The following is a 21,121-nucleotide window of genomic DNA, read 5'->3' on the forward strand; positions in this document are numbered from 1 at the left end:
ATTTCCGTCTGCTGAAATGTGGTTTCCGATGTGTTGACGTGTTCGTCATGTCCCCGGAATAGGGACGAAAAACCCCGCCCCTTCCCTGTACGTCATCTGTGCACCTTGTCTGCGGCGCGGCAGCGCAGAGGTGCCTGGCACGTCGACTCGGCAAGGAGCAAGCGTGACGACGACGAAGGACACGGCATCCACCTCGACCTCGACCCCGGGGTCGGAGCACTCGCCCCGGCTCTACAACGACGACCTGGCTCCGGCCTCCGAACGGAAGTGGGGAGCGTTCAGCGTCTTCAATGTCTGGACCTCGGACGTGCACAGCCTGTACGGCTACTTCCTGGCTGCCAGCCTGTTCCTCGTCGCGGGCGGCACCTTCAAGTTCATCATCGGGATCGGCGTCGGCTCGCTGGTGATCTACTGGCTGATGACGCTGATCGGCAAGGCCGGGGTGCGGACCGGCGTGCCGTATCCGGTGCTCGCCCGGGCGTCGTTCGGTACCTTCGGCGCGAACGTCCCGGCGCTGGTACGGGCCGTGGTGGCCACCTTCTGGTACGGGGCGCAGACCAGCGCGGCGGCCGGCGCGATCGTCGCGTTCCTCACCCGCTACAGCGGCCCCAGACACCTCCATGAGACAACCCACCTGGTGGGGCACAGCGGCCTGGAGGTGGTGTGTTTCCTGGGAGTGTGGGCCGCCCAGTTGCTGATCATCAGCAAGGGAATGGAGACGGTGCGCCGCTTCCAGGACTTCGCCGGGCCGGTCGTCTGGCTGATGATGCTGGTCCTCGCCGTCGCGCTGTCGGTCAAGGCCGGCGCCTTGTCCTTCTCGGTCGACATGCCGGCCGACAAACTTGCCACGCTCGCCAAGAGCTCGACGGGCCTGAGCGTGACCCCAGGCTCGTTGGCCGCTATCGCGGCGATCGCGGCGACCTGGGTCACCTACTTCGCCGCGCTGTTCCTCAACTTCGGCGACTTCGCGCGATTCGTGCCCGACGAGAGGACGCTGCGCAAGGGGAACGTCTGGGGGCTGCCGGTCAACCTCATCCTCTTCTCGTTCGTCGCCGCCCTGACCACGGCCGCGGCCAGCAAGGTGTACGGCCAGGTGATCCTGGAACCGGCCGAGATCTCCGCCAAGTTCGACAGCGTCTTTCTCGTCCTGCTCGCCGCCCTGACCTTCGCGGTCGCCACGCTGGGCATCAACGTCGTCGCCAACTTCGTCAGCCCGGCCTTCGACTTCGCCAACCTCGCCCCGAAGTACATCGACTTCCGGCGCGGCGGCCTGCTGGCCGCCGTCATCGCGCTTCTGCTCTACCCGCTGCACCCTTGGGACAACGCGCCGAGCTTCGTCAACGCCATCGGCTCGACCATGGGCCCGATCTTCGGCGTGATCGTCGTGGACTACTACCTGATCCGGAAGTCGCGGATCGACGTCGCGGCGCTCTACCGGGAGAACGGCGAGTTCCGCTTCCAGGGCGGCTGGAACGTCCGCGCCTTCGCCGCGGCCGCCGTCGGCGCGGTCTTCTCCAGCCTCCTCCCGGTCTACGGCCCGGCTGACTACGGCGCGACGCTCGGGCCGTACAGCTGGTTCATCGGGGTCGTCGTCTCCGGCTCGCTGTACCTCGCGGTGAGCGGCGGCAGGAGCCGGAGCGTCGCGGCGCTTCCGGCGGACGGTACGGCCTGACGCGTGGCTGCGGCCCCAGGCCGCCGCTCGATCCGCCCATCGAGCGGCATGGGACACGGATGGCCCCTCCGGACGGCGACACGGAGGGGCCATGAGGCCTCGATCATCGTGCCGCGTCCGGGGAAGAAAGTACCCACCCGGAAGACGGGGGCGAGGATGTCAGGTCGCTCCTGGAATATCCGGTGCGAGGCCTCATGTAATGAAGTGATCATATGCATACGCTAGTGCACAGAGAGTTATCGGCATATGCCAGAAGCATATGATTCATGCGTTCCGGTGATGTCGCGTTCACTGCGTTGACGGGCGTGCCTTCGGTTGCGTTCTCGCGATGGCCGGACCCCTGTCCGCTGCGGCGGTCTGCGGGCCGAGATTGAGTTCCGCCCATGTGGTCTTGCCCACGGGTTGATGCGGTTCCGTGCCCCAGCGGTCGGCGAGCGCGGCCACCAGGAGCAGGCCGCGCCCGGATTCGCGGTCTGGCGGTGGGGGCGGCTGGAGCACGGGCAGCTTCTCGCCCCGGGCGTCCGTGACCTCGATGCGCAGGGTTCCCACCGCTTCGTCGAGGGTGAGCGTGAGCCGGAAGTCGCGGCCCGGAACGCGGCCATGCAGCGCCGCGTTGGCTGCCAGCTCGGCCACGATCGGTTCGGCGCGTTCGGCGACATCGGCCGACACCGGCCAGGTGCGCAGCTGTTCGGCGGCGAGCAGCCGGGCGAGCCGGGCGCCGCGTCGAGTGGAGGACAGGCGCTGGGTGAAGGCGTGAGCGGTGGCGGGCAGTTGGGACGTCGTGCCTTGGTTCATGGGGTCACGGTGGTGGGTGCGCGGTGGCTTTCGCGAGGGACTCGCCCCGTACGCAGCGTCAGCGTACGGGCACTTTCGGTGGACGGTACGGTGATCGGTCCGTCATTCTGGGTGGGTTGAGCGCGGGGGCCTCACACGTACACATGCTGGAGGTGGCCGCGTATGACGACTGACAACGGCGACTGGGAGCGGGAGCCCGATCCCTCCGACAGTTTGCGTACCTTCGGGGCCGTCGTCCAGGCCCTGCGCGAACACGCGGGGCTCAGCCGCGTTGAGTTCGCGGAGCTGGTCAGGTTCTCCAAGCACACCGTGGAGTCGGTGGAGCTGGGGCGGCGGATGCCGGACGAGTCGTTTGTGGAGAGAGGGGAGGAGGCACTGGGGAACACGGGTGCGCTGCGGAAGTCTGCGCCGCATCTGACGCGGGGCGAGCCGGGGCTCGCGGCCTGGTTTCGGAGGTGGGCGCGGCTGGAGCGGGTGGCGGTGAGCCTGTGTACGTATGAGTGCAGGCTGGTGCCGGGGTTGTTGCAGTCGGAGGCGTACGTGCGGGCGGTGTTCGACAACAGTATCCCGCTGCTGACGGACGCGCAGATGGAAGCCCAGGTCACGGCCCGGCTGGAGCGGCAGAAGATGCTGCGCGAGCGGCCGAGCGTCCCGTTCAGCTTCATCGTGGAGGAGTCCGTCTTCCGGCGGCGGCTCGGCGGCACCGAGGTGACGCGAGGCTTGTTCGATCACGTACTGGAGCTCAGCGCACCGCGCAACGTGTTCCTTCAAGTCGTGCCGCTGGAGGCCGAGGTGCATGCGTGCCTGGATGGTCCTTTGCAGCTGTTGGAGACCCCGGAGGGGCGGCGGCTCGCATACTCCGAGGGGCAGCAGAACGGACGGCTGATCGCTGGCCAGAAGGAGGTGAGCCTCCTGCACCAGCGCTATGACACACTGCGCTCGCAGGCCCTGAACCCCAACGACTCGCGGGGTCTGTTGGAGCGACTGCGAGGAGAGCTATGAGCAGGGCGGAACTCACCTGGTTCAAGTCCAGCTACAGCGGTACCCAAGGTGACAGCTGTGTGGAAGTTGCTATTGCTGACCAGGCCATTTACGTACGGGACTCCAAGGACGTGACGCGTCCCCCCTTCACCGTCAGCCGCGACGGCTGGACCCAGTTCGTACGGTTCGCCGCGCACCGATGACCGAAGAGACCGGCACCCTGCACCCCGTCGCCGACGGGGTGCACGCCTGGGTGCAGCCGGACGGCTCATGGTGGGTCAACAACGCGGGCGTCGTGGCCACGGACGACGGGGTCGTGCTCGTCGACACCTGCGCCACCGAACGCCGCGTCCGCAACCTCCTCCGCGCGGTGGATCAGGCCACGGGGGGTGCGCCGGTGCGGTACGCGGTCAACACCCATCTGCATGGCGACCACACCCATGGCAACAGCCTGCTGCCCGAGACGACCGTGATCATCGCGCATGAGGCGACGCGCCAGGGGATCCTGGCCGACACCGTGATCGACGGGTGTCCGCCCGCCTGGCATCCGGTCCCGGACTGGGGCGGGGTGACCCGGCGGCCGCCCGGGGTGACCTTCCGTACGGCGCTGACGCTGCACATGGGGGAGCGGCGCATCGAGCTGCATCACCCCGGATATGCCGCGCACACCCCGGGGGACGCCGTCGCATGGCTTCCCGAGGAGCGTGTTCTGTTCGCCGGGGATCTGCTCTTCCACCAGGTCAATCCGTTGGTGTTCATGGGCTCCGTGGAGGGCGCGCTGCGCGCGCTCGACTGGATCGCGGCGTTCGAGCCCGAGCATGTCGTACCCGGGCACGGCCCGCTCATCGACGCGAACACGCTGCCCGAGGTGCTGGACACCCACCGGCGCTACTACCGGTTGGTGCTGGAGGCCGCCGAGGCGGGCCTGCGGGACGGGCTGACGCCGCTGGAGGCGGCGCGGGCCTGCTCGCTCGGCGAGTTCGCCGAACTGCCGGACCCCGAGCGCATCGTGCTCAATCTGCACCGGGCGTACGCGGACCGGCGCGGTGGCGCGTACGACCCCTTCGCGACGTTCGCGGACGCCATCGCTTACAACGGAGGGCCGCTGCCGACACGGGTATGAGCGGATGCGTCAGGAAGCTGTCGAACCGTGGCAACTGGGGCGCGTGAGTCGCATGGTTTTTCGAAGAGAGGGTAATCAGTGGGCGACCTCGGGGTCGATTCACTGGATCTATCTCTGGAGGAAAACCCATGGAGATGCAGGCGAGATCGGACGAGACCGTCGAGAGCTACGAGCCCCCGGCCCTGGTGGCGGTGGGTGAGTTCTCGGAGGACACGCTGGGGTTCGGCCACCGGTACGAGGACGTGCTCGGTGAGCAGGGCTGGGGGTGACGGTAGCCCTCCGGATCGTTTGAGATGAGCGCCGGGTTTGTCGTCCTTCCGGACGTGCCGGGTACACAGCTCTCGTTTGATGCGTATCCCTTTGAGGCTCCTCGTCTGATTGCGCACCCGTCCGGCCGACCGTGGCTGGTGGGGCGGTGGGAGCCGGATGAGATTCGTCAGGTGGCGACCGGGCCCGTGCGACTGGTGGTGATCGGGTTCTGCCCGGTCACCACCGGCCGGCTCGAGGAGCTGTGTCGGCGGATACGGACCTTGGCCGATGTGGACGCGGTGGCCCGATCCCTGCCGGGGAGCTTCCATGTGGTGGCGGCCGACGGAGCCACCACCCGCGTCCAGGGCAGTGTGACGGGGCTGCGCCAGGTGTTCCACACCCGGCTGGGCGAGGTGCCGATCGCCGCCGACCGGGCCGACGCGCTCGCGGCGCTGACCGGGGCCGGTATCGACATGGACGCGCTGGCCACCAGGGTCGTCTGCGGGGGCATGCTGCCGCCGCCGCTCTCCGACCGCAGCGTGTGGGCGGGCGTGTCCACGGTGGCGCCCGATCATTGTTTGTTGTTGGAGCCCGGCGGCCGGGCTCGTGAGGTGCGCTGGTGGCGGGCCCCGGAGCCCGAACTCGCCCTGGAAGCGGGCGCGGCGGCGCTGCGGGCCGCGCTGATCACGGCGGTGGACGGGCGGCGCGGGGATGCGGGCGCGCTCAGCGCCGATCTGTCCGGCGGCATGGACTCGACCACTTTGAGTTTTCTGGCCGCGCGGCACACCCCGGACCTGCTCACCTTCCGCTGGGCCGAGGCCGAGGCGGGCAACGACGACAACCACTTCGCCACGCGCGCCGCGGAGGCACTGCCCGACGCACACCATCTGGTGGTGGCCCAGGACGAGTTGCCGCCGATCTTCACCGACCCCGGGGCCCTGGCCGACACCGAACGGCCGTATCTCTACCCGCGCACACTGGCCCGCGTACGGCACACCGCGCGGCTGCTCGCCGGGCACGGGTCCCGCTCACATCTGGCCGGACACGGCGCCGACGAGCTCTTCGGCCCGGCCCCGGGCTATCTGCACCGGCTGGCCCGCCGCCACCCGCTGACCACCGTCCGCCATCTGCGCGGACACCGCGCGCTCAGCCGCTGGCCGCTCGCCGCGGTCGCCGCCCAGCTGGTACGGGCCGGCAGCCCCGCCCAGTGGTGGCTGACCCAGGCCGAGCAGCTGACCGGCCCGCCACCGCCGCGCAGAGTCCCCGCCCTGGGCTGGGGTCTCGCCCCGCTGCGCGCCCCGGTGTGGGCCACCGACGACGCGGTGGCCGCCGCGCGCGAGGCGCTGCGCGCCACCGCCGAACACGCCGCGCCCTACGCCGCGGACCGGGGCCAGCACCAGTACCTCACCGCGCTGCGGATCACCGCGCCCGCGTACCGGCAGGTGTCCCGGCTGTTCGGCGCTGCGGGCGTGGCGCTGCACCAGCCGTATCTGGACGACCGGGTGGTGGAGGCGGCGCTGGCGGTGCGGCTGCACGAGCGCGTCACACCGTGGCGCTACAAGCCGCTGCTGGCCGAGTCCATGCGGGGGCTGGTGCCTGACGTGGTGCTGGGCCGCACCACCAAGGGCGACTTCAGTGCCGATGTACGGGCCGGGCGGCAGCGCAATCTGTCCGCGCTGCTGGAGGTGTTCTCCGACTCCGTCCTGGCCGAGACGGGTCTGGTGTCCCCCGGGGCGCTGCGCGAGTACCTGCTGACACCGCATGCCGACATCTCCAGGGACATCACCACCGAAAAGCTTCTGGGCTGTGAGACCTGGGCCCGCGCGGCAACCTCTTCCTTGCCCCGACCTCTTGGGAAGCGATGATGTCCCTGAATCTGCATCAGGACGTGTCCATGGCCGAGACCGGTGACGGTGCCGTCCTGCTCCATCAGCGCACCGGCCGCTACTGGCAGCTCAACCCCACCGGGGTGTTCGTGCTGAATGCCCTGCTGGACGGCCGTACGGACGAGCAGGCCGCCGACGAGCTGGCCGCCCGCCACCAACTCGACTCCGACGCGGCGCGGCGCGATGTCTCCAAGGTGGTAGCCCAGCTGCGCGCCGCGCATCTCCTCATCGAGGCCCGATGAGCGCCCCCATGGCCCTGGCCGACCGGGACCGGCTGCCGCTCCACCGGCGGGTGACGCCGTGGCTCGCCGTGGTCGTGGCCCGGCTGCTGGCGCGCGCCAAACCGGCCCGGGTGCGCGCGGTGCTGGAGTTCGCGCGCCGTGGCGCCCGGCCCGCCACCGCCGAGCAGGCGCTCGCCGCCCGGCGGGCCGTGGTGGCGGTGAGCCTGCGCTGTGCGGGCCAGGCATGTCTGCAACGGTCCATCGCGGCGGCTCTGCTGTGCCGGAGCCGGGGCGTGTGGCCCACATGGTGCACGGGCGTGCGCACCAGCCCGTTCGAGGCACACGCCTGGATCGAGGTCGCGGGCGAGCCCGTTGGGGAGCCCTATCCGGCGGGCCACTACCGGCCGCTGCTGTCCGTCGCCCCGGTGGCCGTACAGCGGTCGTGAGTCTGTGGTGAGTATGAGACAGCGACACGCCATCAGGTCGGCGTGTCGCTGTCTCATACTCACCACAAAGTGCCGCTGGGCGGGCTACACGTTCGGGACCCGCAGCTTGTCCCAGCTCTTACGGCCCGGAATGCCGTCCGCGTCCTCGCCGGAGTAGCCCAGCTTGCGCTGCCAGGCCGCGTACGACTTGCGGTCCGCCTCGGTCCACTCCGGGCTCGGCCCCTCCTCGTATCTCCCGCAGCCCTCGGCGACCAGACGCTTGCCCATCGCCGTGATGATCTTGCTCTCGCGGCCGTTCTGGAAGAACGCCGAGCCCGGGAAGGGCTCGTACGTCGCGGGCTTGGGCGGCTTGGGCTGCTGCGGGGTGGGGCCGTCCGGCTTGGCGCCCAGGCGCTTGGCGATACGGGAGCGCATGGTGTCCATCGAGAAGCCGCGCGGGTCCACCTTGCCCGGCTGCCACTCCAGGTGGCCGATCACCGACCGCTGGGTCCAGCCGTGCGCCCGGCAGATGGCCGCGGCCACCTTCTCGATGGCCAGCTTCTGCGCCTCCGGCCAGGGGTCCTCGCCATCGCCGAGGTTGATGCACTCGAAGCCGTAGAAGTGGCGGTTGCCGTCCGTGTCGGCCTCGTTGTCGCGGGGCAGCGCCGTCTCGTTGATGACGGCGTTGAGCACATCGCGGTCGCCGAGGCCGGCGTGGTTCGCGCGGCCGTTGCCGACCAGGTGGACCGCGCCCGACTTGTCGATGACGCCATGGCACAGCGGTCCGGGCAGGGACGAGTGGCCGTCGTAGCACAGCGCCACGGAGGAGGCCGTGCCCTTGGTGACGGTGTGGTGGATCATCACCCCGTGCATCGGGCCCCAGGGGCCCTTGGAGTTGCGGTTGTGGGTGCGCCAGCTGCGGACTTCGTGGACTTCCAGTCCCTCGTCGCGCAGTGCCTTCAGCAGGCGGTCGGCGGTCAGGGGAGTGGCCATCGTGGTGTGCTCCTTCAAAGGGGTTACGTGGTGATGTACGGATGTCGTGGTTGCGGGGCTCAATCCGCCCCGAACCCGGCCTTCACTTCTCCGCTTTGCCCGGCCTTCACTTCTCCGCTTCGGCTTCCGCGTGGGCCTCCGCCGCGAGCGCCGGCCGCTCGACGGCGCCGATGGCCGTACGAGCCGGGATCAGCCAGTGGTCCCCGGAGCGCTACGTGGCGTCGACCGTGAGCCACTCCTCAGCGGTGCGACTTCAGCCACATGCGGCCGAGTTCGTCGACTGCGCGATGGTGCGGGCGCTGCTGGCAAGCTCGTCGATTTTTCTCCAATGATCCCCCCGTCGCACTCCCCGCGAAATCAGTATCAAAGGGCCCGCGTGAGTGCTTATTGAGTGTCTTTCCCCTGTTAAGGGCAGGTCAAGGAGGTGTTCCGGTCATCTCGCCGGTATTGGAATTCTAGATCTTTTTCACTCTATTCCCGCTTGAGTGGGGCATTATGCAGTAGAAATGCAGCGGTCATTCCTGTTCGAAGATCACGAGGGCGGGGCGGGTGCGGCGGAAACGAGCCGATTCGGCGAACACTTCGGCGCGCCGCTTTGCGGTCCGGTGGACGCCGGAGTAACGCGCACGCGGGCCCCCGGTCGGCGACCGGGGGCCCGCGGACGGGGGCGTGCTAGCCGAGCTTGGCGGAGATGATGGGCGCGAGGTGGTCGGCGATGGTGCGGTGGCCCTTGTCGTTCGGGTGGACGGAGTCGGAGAGCTCGTCGGAGGCGAGCCACCCCGTGGTGTCGACGAAGGAGACCTTGCTGTCGCCGCCGCTGGCAGCGGCGGTCACGGCCGCCTGGGTCTCGGCGACGAAGCGGCCGCGGAAGGTCTCCAGAGCGAAGATCCAGGCGTTGGGGTAGGCGGCGCGGACCTTGCGCAGCAGGCTGGAGTACGCGGCCTGGAACTGCGCCGAGGTCACTCCGCGGCCCACGTCGTTGGTGCCGAGGTTGATGACCACCGCGTTCGCCTGGTAGCGGGAGAAGTCCCAGTCGGGCGTGGCGGCGTTCGGATTCAGCTTGGTGAACTGCTGCTCCAGGCTCATCCGGTCGTCCGCCGTGTCCACGAGCGCGGCGCCGCCCTGCGCGATCTGGGTGTGGTCGGCGCCGAGTCGCTCACCGATCAGCCAGCCGTATGCGGTGCGCGCGTTCTGAGAGGTCGTGGTGCCGACCGTGATCGAGTCGCCGACGAATTCGATCAGTTTCTTCGGGGTGGCCGGGGTGAAGGTGGTGGCTCCGCTGTCCAGGACGAGCCCCTGGAACACCGCGTCACCGTGATAGGAGCCCGCGACCACCTGATAGTTGACCTGAAGGGTGTGGTTTCCGGCGGACAGCGGGGTCGGGGTCAGGTTCACCGTGCCCTTGGCCTCGTCGAAGAACGTGGCGGGGCCGCCGTCGATGCTGGCCCACAGGTCGATCGCGTTGCGCTGCTTGAGCTTGACGGTGCGGCCGGTGAAGCCGGTACGGAAGTATGCGCCCGCCCAGTAGGGGGTGTAGGCGGTGGTGGAGCTCTTGGTGTCCCAGCGGCCGGAGAACTTGATGTTGGGGTCGCCCGGGTCCCCGGGGGCGGCGGCCGCGGCCTTGGCGGCGGAGCTGGTCTTGGTGTTGGGGGCCTGGGCGTTGGCGGCGGTGATGCCCAGCTTCGAGGAGATGACCGGGGCGAGGCGGTTCGCGAACTTGGTGTGGCCGGACTCGTTGGGGTGCCCGTTGCCGTCCTCGTAGTCCGTGCCGTCGGTGAGCCAGCCCGTGGTGTCGACGTAAGTGACCTTGGCGTCCCCGGCGCCGGTGCGGGCGCTGACGGCGGCCTTGGTCTCGGTCACATAGCGCTTCTTGAGGGTCTGGAGCGCGAAGAGGGCCGCGTTCGGGTACTTGGCGCGGATGTCGCGCAGGAGGTTGGTGTACGCCGACTGGAACTCGGCGCCCGTGACGCTGTGTCCGACATCGTTGGTGCCAAGGTTGATGACGACCGCGTTCGCTTGGTAGCGGGAGAAGTCCCAGTTCTGATCGCCGGTGGAGGCGGTCTTGAAGAACTGGGTGGCCAGCCCCGTGCAGCCGTCCTTGCCGACCAGGCAGTAGCCGGAGCGGGCGATCTGGGTGTGCCGCATGCCCAGCTTCTCGCCGGTCTTCCAGCCGTACGAGTCGAGCGCGAGCCGGTCGGTCAGGGCGCCGGCGGTGATGGAGTCCCCGACGAACTCGACCAGTTTTGAGGGCATTTGCGGGCTGATCGTGCCCGCGCCCGAGTCCAGTACGAGGCCCTGGAAGACGGTGTCACCCGAGCGGTAGGAGATCCGGAGGGTGTGGTTGCCCTGGGGGAGGGCCTGCGGGGTGAGGTTGACGGTGCCCTTGACGCCCGCGTAGAAGACATCGGCGGCGCCGTCGACGCTGGCGTAGAAGTTCACCGCGTCGCGGGCCTTGACCTTCACGGTCGTCCCGGTGAACGCCGTCTGGAGATAGCCGCCGGTCCAGTTGGGCACGGCGGCGGTGCCCGAGCTCACATCCCAGCGGCCGACGTAGGAGATGTTCGGGTCGGTCACCGAGCCGTTGCCCAGGGCCGTGGCAGTTGCCGCGGGCGCCTGTGCGGGGCGCGCCTGGGCTGCGTGGGACTGGGCTGCGTGGGACTGGGCTGCGTGGGCCCGGGTGCCGCCCAGGCTCAGGCCCCAGACGAGCAGGGTTGTGCTCATGACAAGCAGAAGCACCGCGCGTGCCGTGTGGGCGGCCGCGCGGCCGGGGGTTCTCGTGGTGGCCCCGGTACTCCTGGTGGGGGGTGCGATCGGCGGCATGGGCCGTCCTCTCTGTGGGCGGGTGCGGGTACCGGCCCGGGAACCTCCTCGGGAGCGCTCCCATCGCGGGCGCGCCCACGATGGAAGCCTTGAATCGGTTCAACGTCAAGAGAGGCGGTCAGGTTCGAAAATTCCCATCGAAAGTCCCAGCCGAAAGTCCGTCAAAAAGTTTCGTCCGGGCTGCCAATGACGTCCCGGACGGTCTCGACGATCTCCGACACCGCCCCCGCGGGGTCCGGGTCGAGCGCCACTTGGCGCTCGAACTCGGCCAGTGCCTCCCGCATCATGTACGGCTGTTGCACAAAGGTGAGCTGTACGAGCTCGGCCCCACAGTCGACATAGTCCCGCTCCCCGTTCTCCAGGGCGGTGACCAGGTCCCACATCAGGTCGACCGCCTCGCTCGCGTCCTGCGGTGAGTGCATGAACATCCTCCGCTGGTCCCGTGACTTAAGTACGGTCCCGTTCCTCGGACTGAGAGTGTCCCGCCTCATCACCGTGGGCGCATCCGTAATTGCGATAAGCGACAATCCGCGTCGGGCTTCGACCGGTTTCGGCGTATGCGCCGTCCGCCGTCGCCCGTTCCGGCCGCCGCCGCTGATCGGGGTGGCTGCCCTGGAGCCCCGCGGTGGAGTGGCCGCGCGGTGGAGTGGCCGCGTCGTACGCGAGCGATGCTCCGTTTACGATCTGACCATGTCAGATACCGGCGGCGTACGCGAGGTGAAGTCCGCGGCCCGCACCGTGGAGCTGCTGGAACTGCTCGCCGCGCGCGGCGACCGCCCGGCCCGGCTGCGTGAGCTCGCCGATGAGCTCGGGGTGCCGCGCAGCAGCATGTACGCGCTGCTGCAGACGCTGATCGACCGCGGCTGGGTGCGCACCGACGCCACCGGCTCGCTCTACGGCATCGGCATCCGCGCTCTGCTCACCGGCACCAACTACCTCGACAGCGACCCGCATGTGCGCACCGCGCGGCCCTACCTCGACGAGGCGTCCGACGCGCTCGGCGAGACCATCCACTTCGCCCGGCTCGACGGCGGCGACGTCGTCTATCTCGCCACCCGCGAGTCGCATGAGTATCTGCGCTCCTTCAGCCGGGTCGGCCGCAGGCTCCCCGCGTACGCAGGCGCGCTCGGCAAGGCCCTCCTCGCCGAGCGTGACGAACGCGAGCTCCCCCTGCCCGGCGGTCCCTGGGAACAGCTGACGCCCAACACCCACGCCGATCGCGCCTCACTGGTCGCGGACCTGGCGGGGGTGCGGGAGCGGGGCTATGCGATCGACCGGGAGGAGGGCGTGGTGGGCATCGCGGGCTTCGGGTTCGCCCTGCGGTACGACTCGCCCGCCATCGACGCGATCAGCTGCTCGGTGCCGACGGCCCGGTTGACCGAGGAGCATGAGCGGCGGATCGTCGCCGTCATGCGCGAGATCCGCGGCCGGATCGAAGCCGCGGCGCCGGGCGCCGCGGGGGCGGCCCCTCAGTGGCGCTAGCCGTGCCGTTCCCCCCCCCGTCGGTAGGGTGCCGCCTCATGACTGCGGGAAACCCGAACGCCCCATTGCTGCGTGCCAATAGCCTACTCGCCACCTGTGAGTACTACCTCAGGCATTTCGACGGCGAGCGGGAGGTTCCCGGATTACTGGCCGATGTGGGGCGCTGCTGTGACGAGGCCGAGGAAGTGGCGGCCTCCGGAGATGAGGAGGCCGCGGCCACCCTTGCCATCCTGCGCTCGATGGCCGCGACGTTCGCCCTGAGGCATGCCGCGTTGTTCACGGTGGCGTGTGATTTCGACGATGAAGACGGCACTTTGCTGGACGGTCTGGGGAAGCACGACAAGGCCGGCGTAAGTGGTCCCCTCGCGACGCAGGCGATCCAGGCGGCGCGAGCGGCCCTCGATGTCGACCCCATGGATCCCCTCGTGCCGTTGTATCTGGGGCATGCGCTGACCTGGGCGGGGGATCGCGACGGTGCCGTCGCGGCCTACGAGGAGGCGATGCGCCGGGATCCTGGGGATCGATGTGCGCGGTCCAACCTGAGGTACCTCGATGCGGCGCCCGGCCGTCGGCCGTCGTCGAGCGAGATGAGCCACGGGGGTCATGGATTTGCCTTGCTGCGTTGGGGTTTCTGGATTTCCAACAACGACTGGGACACCGGGTTTCTGCTGTTCAGCTCTGTCGCTGAGGCGCGTGCTCACATCGATGAGAAGCGCTATGCGGATGATGTCCGCGGCGAGTCGGATGAGGAGGAGTGGGGCGAGGACGAGGAAGAGTGGGACGAGGGCGAGGATGAGGACGAGGGCGCGAAGCAGACGCTCTTGCAGATCCACCGGCCCGGGCAGCGCATTGCCGAGTACGACCTCAATGCTCGAACGCAAACCGGGCCGGGTGGCCGGCCGTTGCGCATCGACTGGTCGGACATCCCGGTGGACGAGCGGTTGGAGTCACCACTTCCGCCGGGGCGCCCGCTCCGGATCGACGGCCGTCTGTGTTTCTACGGCGGCCAGAAGTAGTCAGCCGGCACGCTCGACGAACTTCGATTGCCGTCAAAGTTTGACAGTGATCGTACTTTCCGTTTGGGTGGAACACGGCGGCGCGGTCTCGCGCTGCCGTCGCCGATCGGAACGGGGATGTGCGGTGGCTAGAACAGTGCGGTTCCATGAGTATGGCGGGCCCGAGGTGCTGCGGCTGGAGGACGTGCCGGTCGGTGACCCCGGCCCGGGAGAGCTGTCGATCCGCGTGGACGCGATCGGTCTCAACCGCGCCGAAGCGCTCTTCCGCGGCGGCCACTACATCGAGCCCGTCAAGGAGTTCCCCGCCCGGCTCGGCGCCGAGGCCGCGGGCGTGGTCGAGGCTGTCGGCGCGCAGGTGACGGGGTTTGAGATCGGCCAGCCGGTCAGCGTGGTGCCCGCGTTCTCGATGAACGACTACGGCGTCTACGCCGAGCGCGCGATCGTCCCCGCGGCCGCGGTGGTACACCGCCCCGACGGGCTCGACGCGGTGACGGGCGCGGCGGTGTGGATGCCGTATCTGACGGCCTACGGGGCGCTGGTGGACGTCGGCGGGATGCGCGCGGGCGACACGGTCGTACTGACCGCGGCCTCCAGCAGCGTGGGCCTGGCCGCGATCCAGGTCGCCCAGCGCGTCGGTGCCGTACCCATCGCCACCACGCGCACGCGTGCCAAGAGGGACGCGCTGCTCAAGGCCGGGGCGGCCGAAGTGATCGTCACCGACGAGGAGAACATCGCCGATCGCGTCCACGATCTGACCGGAGGCCGGGGCGCCGAGTTCGTCTTCGACGCCGTCGCCGGCCCGGGCGTGGTCGACCTGGCCAGGGCGGTCGCCCCCGGCGGCACGCTCTTTCTGTACGGGGCCCTGAGCGGCGAGGCGACCCCCTACCCGGGGTTCGAACTCGGCATGCCCGCGCTCAACATGCGCACGTACACCGTGACGCGCGAACTGACAGCCCACCCGGAGCGGCTGCGCCGCGCCGAGGCCTTCGTCTCCTCCGGCCTGCGTAACGGCGCCTTCCAGCCCGTCGTGGACCGCACCTTCGCCCTGGACGCCATCGTCGAAGCGCACCGGTACATGGAGGCGGGCACGCAGGTGGGCAAGATCGTCGTCACTGTCGACCACTGAGCAACCGGTGGATCGTTTCTGAGGCAGTGCCGGATTCGCGGCGGCGGGGTGGGCCAGCTCCTCGTCGTCGAGGAGTTCCATCAGCCGGGGCTGCGGGAGCCTCGGATGGCGTGCCATGGCGGCCCGTATGGCGGGGCCTGGGTCGTGGGTGAGCCGTTCCGCGGTCGCCGGGGCGGCCTCGGGGTCGCGGGCGGCCAGGGCTCGGACTTCGGGGTCCTCGTGGTCCGCGTAGCCGGCCAGTCCGGTGGTCGGGAAATTCGGGCGGGCGGTGAGCTCCTGGCGGCAGTGGCCGGTGTACTCCAGGAAGCTGCGCAGCAGAAGCCGCGCCGGGGCGTCCGGATGGTTCTGGGCCAGCAGGACGTGTACGCCGAGATCGTCGTCCTCGGCCCGCCGGGCCACGAGGTCGGACGGCAGCGAGTGGTCGATGGCCGCTTTCCGCCGCAGCATCGGGTGGCCGGAAACGCGTCCCGGCGTACGTTCTCGGGGTCCCGGAGGGCATAGGGCTCGGGCATGTAATGGAGGCAGCCGTCGATGGGGACCTCGTAGTCGATGGCGGCCCGTACCTCCTCGCTCAACGCGGGGTGTGCGGACAGGGCCAGCCGCACCTTCGGGTCGGGGTCCACGGCGAGCGCGCGGCGCTCGGCCGGCCCGAGGTCCGGGCGGCCCGCGACTGCCTCGCGCACCTTCGGGTCCGGACCGGCGGCAAGGCGGACCACCACGTCGGCGGGCAGACTGGGGTTGGGGGTGATGAACACCCGGTTCGTCTCGTCCGGATCCGCGAGGGCGCTGTTCACGACGGCCCTGCTGAGGGCTCTGCGCATCAGCCAGTAGCCGCGTCTGTGGAACCCCCCCTTCGAGGAGGGTGAGATCCGATGTCGCCGGATCATCCCATTGCGTATGCATCAGCGCGCGCTCCCGGACGTCCTCGTCGGAGTCTGCGAGCAGCGCGGCCCGCGTGTCGGCGGACAGGTGGTCCTACGTTGCGACTCCCCAAGGCGGACCTTGGCGGCCGGATGAGTGGGCATGGACCGCCACAGCTGTATGGAAATCTGGCGGTGGAACGTGCCTCCGAGGGCTTCGCTGTCGTATGTGCTGATCATGCGTACGACCGTTCAGTCGGGCAATGGTCTGGGCAACCCTCCGCCCGGCGCCGTGGGCGCTTCGGCGAGGTGGACGCGGACGAACCATTCCGGATCGTCTATCAGCCGTACCCGCTGGGCGGGATCCACGTGTGGATTGCGTGCGAAGAAGCTGCGGGTGTAGGTGTGGGGATGCTTGAGCGCGACCCCGGCGAGCCGACGCTCTGCCAGATCTGCGGCATCCCGGATGCCCCCAGGCGTTGGCATGCTCCACCACTCCCCCGGTGATTCAGCCCTCAGGGTGCCATCGGCCCTCGGTGGGGCACCAGGTTTCCGACCGGCGGTCCGTGGCTACGCCCAGCCCCGGTGGGCGGCGCGGACGCCGGCCTGGAAGCGGCCGCCCGCGCCCAGGCGCTGTTGGAGGTCGCTGATCCGGCGGCGCAGCGTCCGCAGGCTGATGCCCAGGTGGCGGGCGATCGCCTCGTCCTTCATGCCGACGGCCAGCAGGCCGACCAGAGTGCGGTCGGCGTCGCCGAGCTCCTCGTCCTCCTCGGCCGGCGGGCCGTCCAGCGGTGTGGCCTGTTGCCACAGCGTCTCGAAGAGCGTCCGCAGCGCGTCGGTGAGCCCGGAGTGCCGTACGATCACCGAGCTGTAGACCGGCCCGGCGTCGACGCTGGTGAGCGGCAGCATCGCGGTCCGGCCGTCGATCACCATCAGCTTCATGGGGACGGTGGGCAGCACCCGCGCCTGTTCGCCGAGCGCGACCATGCCCTCGGCGTAGGCCAGCAGATCCGGGGACTCCAGGGATACGACGGAGTAGAGCGCGCGGTACGCGACACCGCGGCGCAGCACTTCGCTCTGGAGGTCCAACTGGGGGGTGAGCGGGGCGAGGTAGGGCGGCGAGTCGATGAGGCAGACCTCGTGTTCGGCCTGGGCGTACAGCTCCTCCAGCCGGGCGGCGTTGGCGCTCTCCCCGCGCACCACCTCGACGAGACCGGCCGGTTCGGAGCGCAGCAGCCCCGCCGCGTAGATCTTGGCCATGTCGTCGGCGGTGGCGGCGAGCAGCTCGGACTCGGTTTCGCGCTTACGGATGAGGGCCCGGATGGCGATGCGGGGGTCCACCGGCCGCAGGCCGCCGGTGGAGTCGGGGGCCTGCAGCAGGCCGAGGCGGAGCAGCCGGGCGCAGGCGCGGCGGACGCGTGACGGGGAAGCCCGGACCAGCTCCGACCAGGTGGTGACGCCGGCGTCCGGCTGATGGAGGATTGCGTGGTACACCGTCTCGTCGAAGTCGGAGACCCCTGCCGCGGCCCAGGGGCTCGGGCTCGTGGCGGGGGTCTCCTCGGCTGCTCCGTGGTCCACTTGCGGCGGCTCCGGCGTGTCGATGCAACGATTCAACGGCACGCTAGACGGTGTTTGTTACCGCCGAAGGGCGGATCTCGGCCTACTTCAGGCCATATGCGCGGGTGACCGTTTGATCGATTCGATTGCCGTCGGCGTCGGTGGCCTGGACGCGCAGGGCGACGAAGCCGTTGGAAGCGCCGAGAGCGGGGTGTTTCACGGTGGCCTTGTAGCCGGCGCGGGAGCCGGTCAGCCTGGTCTCCTTCCAGGTCTTGCCGTCGTCGTAGGACACCCAGACCTTGACCGCCTTGACCTTCGACTCCTCCGCGCCTTCCTGGTGGCGCGGGGCCAGCTGGAAGCTGAACTGGCGCCCGGCCTTGGTGCGGCCGAACAGGTCGAGGGCCAGGTCGTAGTCCACGGACAGGAGGGGGAGGGCCTTCGCCTCGGCCGTCCTGGCGGAGGTGAAGTCCCATTGGGTGCTGGTCTTCGTCGAGTACGCCGCCCAGGCCGCCGTGCGCTCGGCGTCGATCGTCAGCTTGTACGCGGCCTTGTCGGCGGGCACCTGGAAGGTGCCGGAGCCGTACGGGGCCTCGCCGACCAGCTTTCCGTCCGCGTACAGACTCGTCTTGACCTTGTCCACGTTGTCCTGGGCCGCGCCCGCCGAGCCGTAGTGACCGCTGCCGGAGTCGGCGTACTCGGGGATGGCGAGGGTGAGTTCATCGCCCTCGCGCTGTGAGACGCCGAACTCGGCGGCGGTCGTCGGGCGGAACACGGGTGACAGCCAGTCCACGGTCTGCTCCGTCCCGGGCCGGTAGGTGACCAGGGGCGCCCACTGCCGGCCGGCGCCGTCGTAGTCCTGCATGGCGGTGCGCCAGACGCGGGTGTCGGGGTCGGCGCTGTAGTACTCGGTGCGCCGGGTGCCCAGCGGCACATCGTACTTCGACTCCACCGAGAAGAGCTGATACGGGCGGAAGGTGTGCGTGGCCTCGGCGCCGATCTGCCCCTTGGCCGAGCCGAGGTAGCGGGCCGTGACCTTGGTGGTGTTGCGGCTGTCGAGGGGGTAGGTCAGATCCTTGCCGATGGCACCGGGCTCGGGCAGCAGCACGTCGTACACGTACGGGCTGACCGCCGTGCCGCCGAGGTCGAGCGTCACCGCGCCGCGGCCCTCCGCGGCGAGCAGGGACAGCAGCTTGTCGCCCTCCTCGCCCGGTATCGACATGACCGGGATCGTGGCGCTGTCGACCGCTGTGAGCCACAGGCCGGCCGTGGTCTTGCGGTAGACGAGGACATAGGCTGCGCCCGCCTTGGTGGCGTTGACGACGGCTTCGTCGGGCCAGCCGTCCGGAGCCAGGCCCACCAGCACGGCCTTGCCCTTCACGTCCAGGCCCTCGAAGTCCTCGGCCGTGCCGCCCTTGGCGTCCACCAGCCGCACCTTGCGGTTACCGGTGATCTTGACCGGCCAGCCGGTGTACGTGTTCGCGTACTGAGGGTTCAGCGTCACCCGCTCCGGGCTGGTGACGCTCGCGGTCAACTTCTTCTTCTCCAGCCGCCACCTGCTGTAGAACTCGAAGGAGCCGTCGGTGACCTGCTTGGTCGGCGCCGCGTAGATGTGCTTCTTCCACTGGCCCATGATGTAGGTGAGGCCGAAGGAGCTGCCTCCCTCGCGCTCCCGGTGCCAGGAGGTCGTCACGCCCTGGAGCTCGGCGTCCTTCTCCTTGGTCTGTGGCTTGATCTCGACGGCCTTGCGCGCGTCGAGAGTGATCGAGGTGTCGCCGGTGACCTCGATCTGCGGGTCGCCGACGATGCTCGTCCCGACCTCGTGCCGACCGCTGTCGAGGATGGGGATCCAGGTGGCGAGGGAATAGGTGCCCTTCGCCACCCGGAAGGTCTCGGAGCCTCCCATGGCGCCGAACTGGTTGTACGTGTAGTCGGCGAGGTTCTGGAAGGTGAAGAGGGCCGACGGCGCCGGCTTGCCCTCGCGGTCCAGCAGTTCGACCTTCAGGTCGTACAGATCCGCCTCCCGCTCGTACCCGACGGCCGTGGTGGCCTTGACCGTGCCGTCCTCACTGGTCGCCGTGATGTATCCGGTGTGGCGGCCGACGTCGGCCTTCGCCGGGTCGACGGTCACCGGGACCTTCGCGGCGCCGTTCGCCGGCACCGTCACGCTGTCGGACTCCAGCGAGAGCGACCCGCCGTCCACCGAGGACGCCAGCTTCAAGGTCACCGGCTTCTCGGTGGCGTTGGTGTATGTGATCGTCTTGGTGTCCGGCGTGTCGTCCGCGTACCCGTACAGGCCGTAGCTGAGCGTCGGGGTCGCGAAGACGTTCTGAGTGACGGCGCGCGGCACGTCCACCCGGCCGTCGCCTTGCTGGAAGGGGCCATTGGCGGTGTTGGTCTTCGCGGTGCTGGCGAGGGACGCCTTGATCTGCTGGGCGGTCCAGTCGGGATGCGCCTGGGCGACGATCGCCGCCGCGCCCGCGACATGCGGCGTGGCCATGGAGGTGCCGCTGGCCGTGGTGTACAGGTCGTCGACCGGAGTGCCCATGTTCGTACCGGCCGCCCGGGCCGCCGTGATGGCGACCCCCGGCGCCGTGATCTCCGGCTTGACCGCGGAGTCCCCGATGCGCGGGCCGCGGCTGGAGAACGACGCCAGCTTGTCCTGCTTGTCGACGGCGCCGACGGTCAGGGCCGAGTCCGCGATGCCGGGCGTGCCCAAGGTCTGCTCGAACGGGCCGGCGTTGCCGGCCGCGATCACGAACAGCGCCCCGGACGACGCCGAGAGCTGGTCCACCGCCTCGCTCATCGGGTCCGAGGGGCCGCTCGCCGTGCCGCCGAGGGACATGGAGATCACCTTGGCGCCGGAGGCCGCGGCCCACTCCATGCCCTCGATGATCCACGACGAATAGCCCTCGCCCGCGTTGTTCAACACCTTGCCGACCAGCAGTTTCGCGCCGGGCGCCACACCCTTGCGCCGGCCGTCCGAGGCGGCGCCGCCGCCCGCGATCGTGGCGGCCACATGGGTGCCGTGCCCGAAGCCGTCCTGGACCGTCTCGTCCGGGACGAAGCTCTTGGAGTCGGCGACCGAGTCCTTGACGTCCGGGTGCGCCGCGTCCACGCCCGTGTCCAGCACGGCGACCTTGACGCCCTTGCCGTCGTACCCGGCCTTCCACATCTCGGGGGCGCCGATCTGCGGGACGCTGACGTCGAGGGAGGCCTTGACCTTTCGGTCCAGCCACAGCTTCGCCAGGCCCTTGGCATGGCTGATGTCGGCCCAGAACGCCGCGGCATCGGCCTTCTTCGCGCTGAACGCGGCCCCGCCGACGCTGGACAGGGTCAGCGTCTTCCGCGCGCCCTCGGGTGTCGGATGCGCGCCCTTGGCGCGATAGGTGGCGATGACCGGTAACGAGCCGGTCTTCTTGTCGTCGTAGCCGTCCTTGACGAGCTGGGTGATGTTGAACAGGTTCGCGTCGAGCCGGCCCGCGGACAGCAGCTTGAGCGCGTCGTCGGGGACGACGCTGATCTCCTTGCCCTGCTGACTGGCCACGAAGTCGACCGACTCGCGGCCCGGGGCGCGCTTCACGTCCACGGCGTACCGGCCGTCGTCGCCGGTGGTGACGGTGACCGTATCGCCGGTGATCAGGGTGACCGTGTGTTCCGTTCGAACCGATGGGCCCTTCGGGGCGGCCTGGGACGGCTGCCCGCTCGCCACAGGCGCGGCCAGGCCGCTGAGCAGCCCGGCCGCGCCGGTGACAGCCAAAAGGCGACGCAATCTTCGCATCGGCTGGCTTTCCTCCCTCATCGCATCATCCGACTCTCCTGTCGGAAGGTGCGATCAGAGTGGTGGCCGGGAGCGAACGTGCTCAAGGGAATCCTGTGGCCAGGCTGTGCCAACGCCCCTATCGGTCACGGGAGTCG

General features: G+C 69.6%; 19 protein-coding genes and 1 pseudogene. 12 read left to right on the forward strand and 8 right to left on the reverse strand.

Going from position 1 to position 21,121, the window contains the following annotated elements; translation table 11 throughout:
- The first annotated feature begins 163 nt into the window (after nt 1-163).
- Nucleotides 164-1,672 (forward strand): NCS1 family nucleobase:cation symporter-1, encoded by a 1,509-nt coding sequence (locus ACH4U7_RS33660; RefSeq protein ID WP_398531554.1) that lies wholly within the window; start codon nt 164-166, stop codon nt 1,670-1,672.
- A 288-nt stretch (nt 1,673-1,960) separates the two neighbouring features.
- Here ACH4U7_RS33660 and ACH4U7_RS33665 read toward each other — a convergent pair whose 3' ends face one another.
- The gene (locus ACH4U7_RS33665) at nt 1,961-2,467 is read right to left on the reverse strand and encodes an ATP-binding protein (RefSeq protein WP_398531555.1); all 507 of its coding nucleotides are present in this window, start codon (nt 2,465-2,467) and stop codon (nt 1,961-1,963) included.
- Between the two features lie 162 nt (nt 2,468-2,629).
- Between ACH4U7_RS33665 and ACH4U7_RS33670 the strand changes: the two genes are divergently transcribed.
- The 7 genes from ACH4U7_RS33670 to ACH4U7_RS33700 all read left to right on the forward strand — a co-directional run bounded on the left by ACH4U7_RS33670 (nt 2,630) and on the right by ACH4U7_RS33700 (nt 7,373).
- Entirely contained in the window at nt 2,630-3,469 is an 840-nt protein-coding gene (locus ACH4U7_RS33670; RefSeq protein ID WP_398531556.1) for a Scr1 family TA system antitoxin-like transcriptional regulator, read from the forward strand.
- Nucleotides 3,466-3,651 (forward strand): DUF397 domain-containing protein, encoded by a 186-nt coding sequence (locus tag ACH4U7_RS33675; protein WP_398531557.1) that lies wholly within the window; start codon nt 3,466-3,468, stop codon nt 3,649-3,651. Before ACH4U7_RS33670 ends, ACH4U7_RS33675 begins: the two co-directional genes overlap by 4 nt.
- Nucleotides 3,648-4,571, forward strand: coding sequence for an MBL fold metallo-hydrolase (locus ACH4U7_RS33680; protein ID WP_398531558.1), 924 nt, complete (start codon nt 3,648-3,650; stop codon nt 4,569-4,571). Before ACH4U7_RS33675 ends, ACH4U7_RS33680 begins: the two co-directional genes overlap by 4 nt.
- Nucleotides 4,572-4,699: 128 nt before the next feature.
- Nucleotides 4,700-4,840 (forward strand): lasso RiPP family leader peptide-containing protein, encoded by a 141-nt coding sequence (locus ACH4U7_RS33685; RefSeq protein ID WP_014175268.1) that lies wholly within the window; start codon nt 4,700-4,702, stop codon nt 4,838-4,840.
- A gap of 171 nt (nt 4,841-5,011) precedes the next feature.
- On the forward strand, nt 5,012-6,685 hold the full coding sequence (locus ACH4U7_RS33690) for an asparagine synthase-related protein (RefSeq protein WP_398531559.1): 1,674 nt from the start codon (nt 5,012-5,014) through the stop codon (nt 6,683-6,685).
- A complete protein-coding gene (locus ACH4U7_RS33695) occupies nt 6,685-6,948 on the forward strand; it encodes a lasso peptide biosynthesis PqqD family chaperone (RefSeq protein ID WP_398531641.1) in 264 nt (87 codons plus the stop codon). The genes ACH4U7_RS33690 and ACH4U7_RS33695 overlap by 1 nt, the downstream gene beginning before the upstream one ends.
- Entirely contained in the window at nt 6,945-7,373 is a 429-nt protein-coding gene (locus ACH4U7_RS33700; protein WP_385618331.1) for a lasso peptide biosynthesis B2 protein, read from the forward strand. The genes ACH4U7_RS33695 and ACH4U7_RS33700 overlap by 4 nt, the downstream gene beginning before the upstream one ends.
- Before the next feature lie 84 nt (nt 7,374-7,457).
- On the opposite strand, the gene ACH4U7_RS33705 is transcribed toward ACH4U7_RS33700, so the two are convergent.
- The 3 genes from ACH4U7_RS33705 to ACH4U7_RS33715 all read right to left on the reverse strand — a co-directional run bounded on the left by ACH4U7_RS33705 (nt 7,458) and on the right by ACH4U7_RS33715 (nt 11,587).
- Entirely contained in the window at nt 7,458-8,345 is an 888-nt protein-coding gene (locus ACH4U7_RS33705) for a peptidoglycan-binding protein (protein ID WP_398531560.1), read from the reverse strand.
- Between the two features lie 672 nt (nt 8,346-9,017).
- Nucleotides 9,018-11,066, reverse strand: a complete 2,049-nt coding sequence (locus tag ACH4U7_RS33710; RefSeq protein WP_398531561.1) for a GDSL-type esterase/lipase family protein — start codon at nt 11,064-11,066, stop codon at nt 9,018-9,020.
- 260 nt (nt 11,067-11,326) lie between these two features.
- Nucleotides 11,327-11,587 carry a hypothetical protein gene (locus ACH4U7_RS33715; protein WP_143667771.1) on the reverse strand — a complete coding sequence of 87 codons (261 nt, stop codon included), beginning with the start codon at nt 11,585-11,587 and terminating at the stop codon, nt 11,327-11,329.
- Between the two features lie 268 nt (nt 11,588-11,855).
- Between ACH4U7_RS33715 and ACH4U7_RS33720 the strand changes: the two genes are divergently transcribed.
- From ACH4U7_RS33720 to ACH4U7_RS33735, 4 genes are all read left to right on the forward strand, one after another.
- Nucleotides 11,856-12,647, forward strand: a complete 792-nt coding sequence (locus tag ACH4U7_RS33720; RefSeq protein WP_398531562.1) for an IclR family transcriptional regulator — start codon at nt 11,856-11,858, stop codon at nt 12,645-12,647.
- A 38-nt stretch (nt 12,648-12,685) separates the two neighbouring features.
- Entirely contained in the window at nt 12,686-13,663 is a 978-nt protein-coding gene (locus ACH4U7_RS33725; protein ID WP_398531563.1) for a tetratricopeptide repeat protein, read from the forward strand.
- 124 nt (nt 13,664-13,787) lie between these two features.
- Nucleotides 13,788-14,789 (forward strand): zinc-dependent alcohol dehydrogenase family protein, encoded by a 1,002-nt coding sequence (locus tag ACH4U7_RS33730; protein ID WP_398531564.1) that lies wholly within the window; start codon nt 13,788-13,790, stop codon nt 14,787-14,789.
- A 48-nt stretch (nt 14,790-14,837) separates the two neighbouring features.
- Nucleotides 14,838-15,290 carry a hypothetical protein gene (locus ACH4U7_RS33735; RefSeq protein WP_398531649.1) on the forward strand — a complete coding sequence of 151 codons (453 nt, stop codon included), beginning with the start codon at nt 14,838-14,840 and terminating at the stop codon, nt 15,288-15,290.
- A gap of 143 nt (nt 15,291-15,433) precedes the next feature.
- Here the strand turns inward: ACH4U7_RS33735 and ACH4U7_RS33740 are convergent.
- From ACH4U7_RS33740 to ACH4U7_RS33755, 4 genes and pseudogenes are all read right to left on the reverse strand, one after another.
- Nucleotides 15,434-15,676: pseudogene (locus ACH4U7_RS33740) on the reverse strand (hypothetical protein); the annotation flags it as partial.
- Nucleotides 15,677-15,901: 225 nt separating this feature from the next.
- Nucleotides 15,902-16,135 (reverse strand): hypothetical protein, encoded by a 234-nt coding sequence (locus ACH4U7_RS33745; protein ID WP_398531565.1) that lies wholly within the window; start codon nt 16,133-16,135, stop codon nt 15,902-15,904.
- An 84-nt stretch (nt 16,136-16,219) separates the two neighbouring features.
- On the reverse strand, nt 16,220-17,227 hold the full coding sequence (locus ACH4U7_RS33750) for a helix-turn-helix transcriptional regulator (protein WP_398531566.1): 1,008 nt from the start codon (nt 17,225-17,227) through the stop codon (nt 16,220-16,222).
- 82 nt (nt 17,228-17,309) lie between these two features.
- A complete protein-coding gene (locus tag ACH4U7_RS33755; RefSeq protein WP_398531567.1) occupies nt 17,310-20,984 on the reverse strand; it encodes a S8 family serine peptidase in 3,675 nt (1,224 codons plus the stop codon).
- Nucleotides 20,985-21,121 lie beyond the last annotated feature (137 nt).

It is taken from the genome of Streptomyces sp. NPDC020845, assembly GCF_044334165.1.
Lineage (GTDB): Bacteria > Actinomycetota > Actinomycetes > Streptomycetales > Streptomycetaceae > Streptomyces.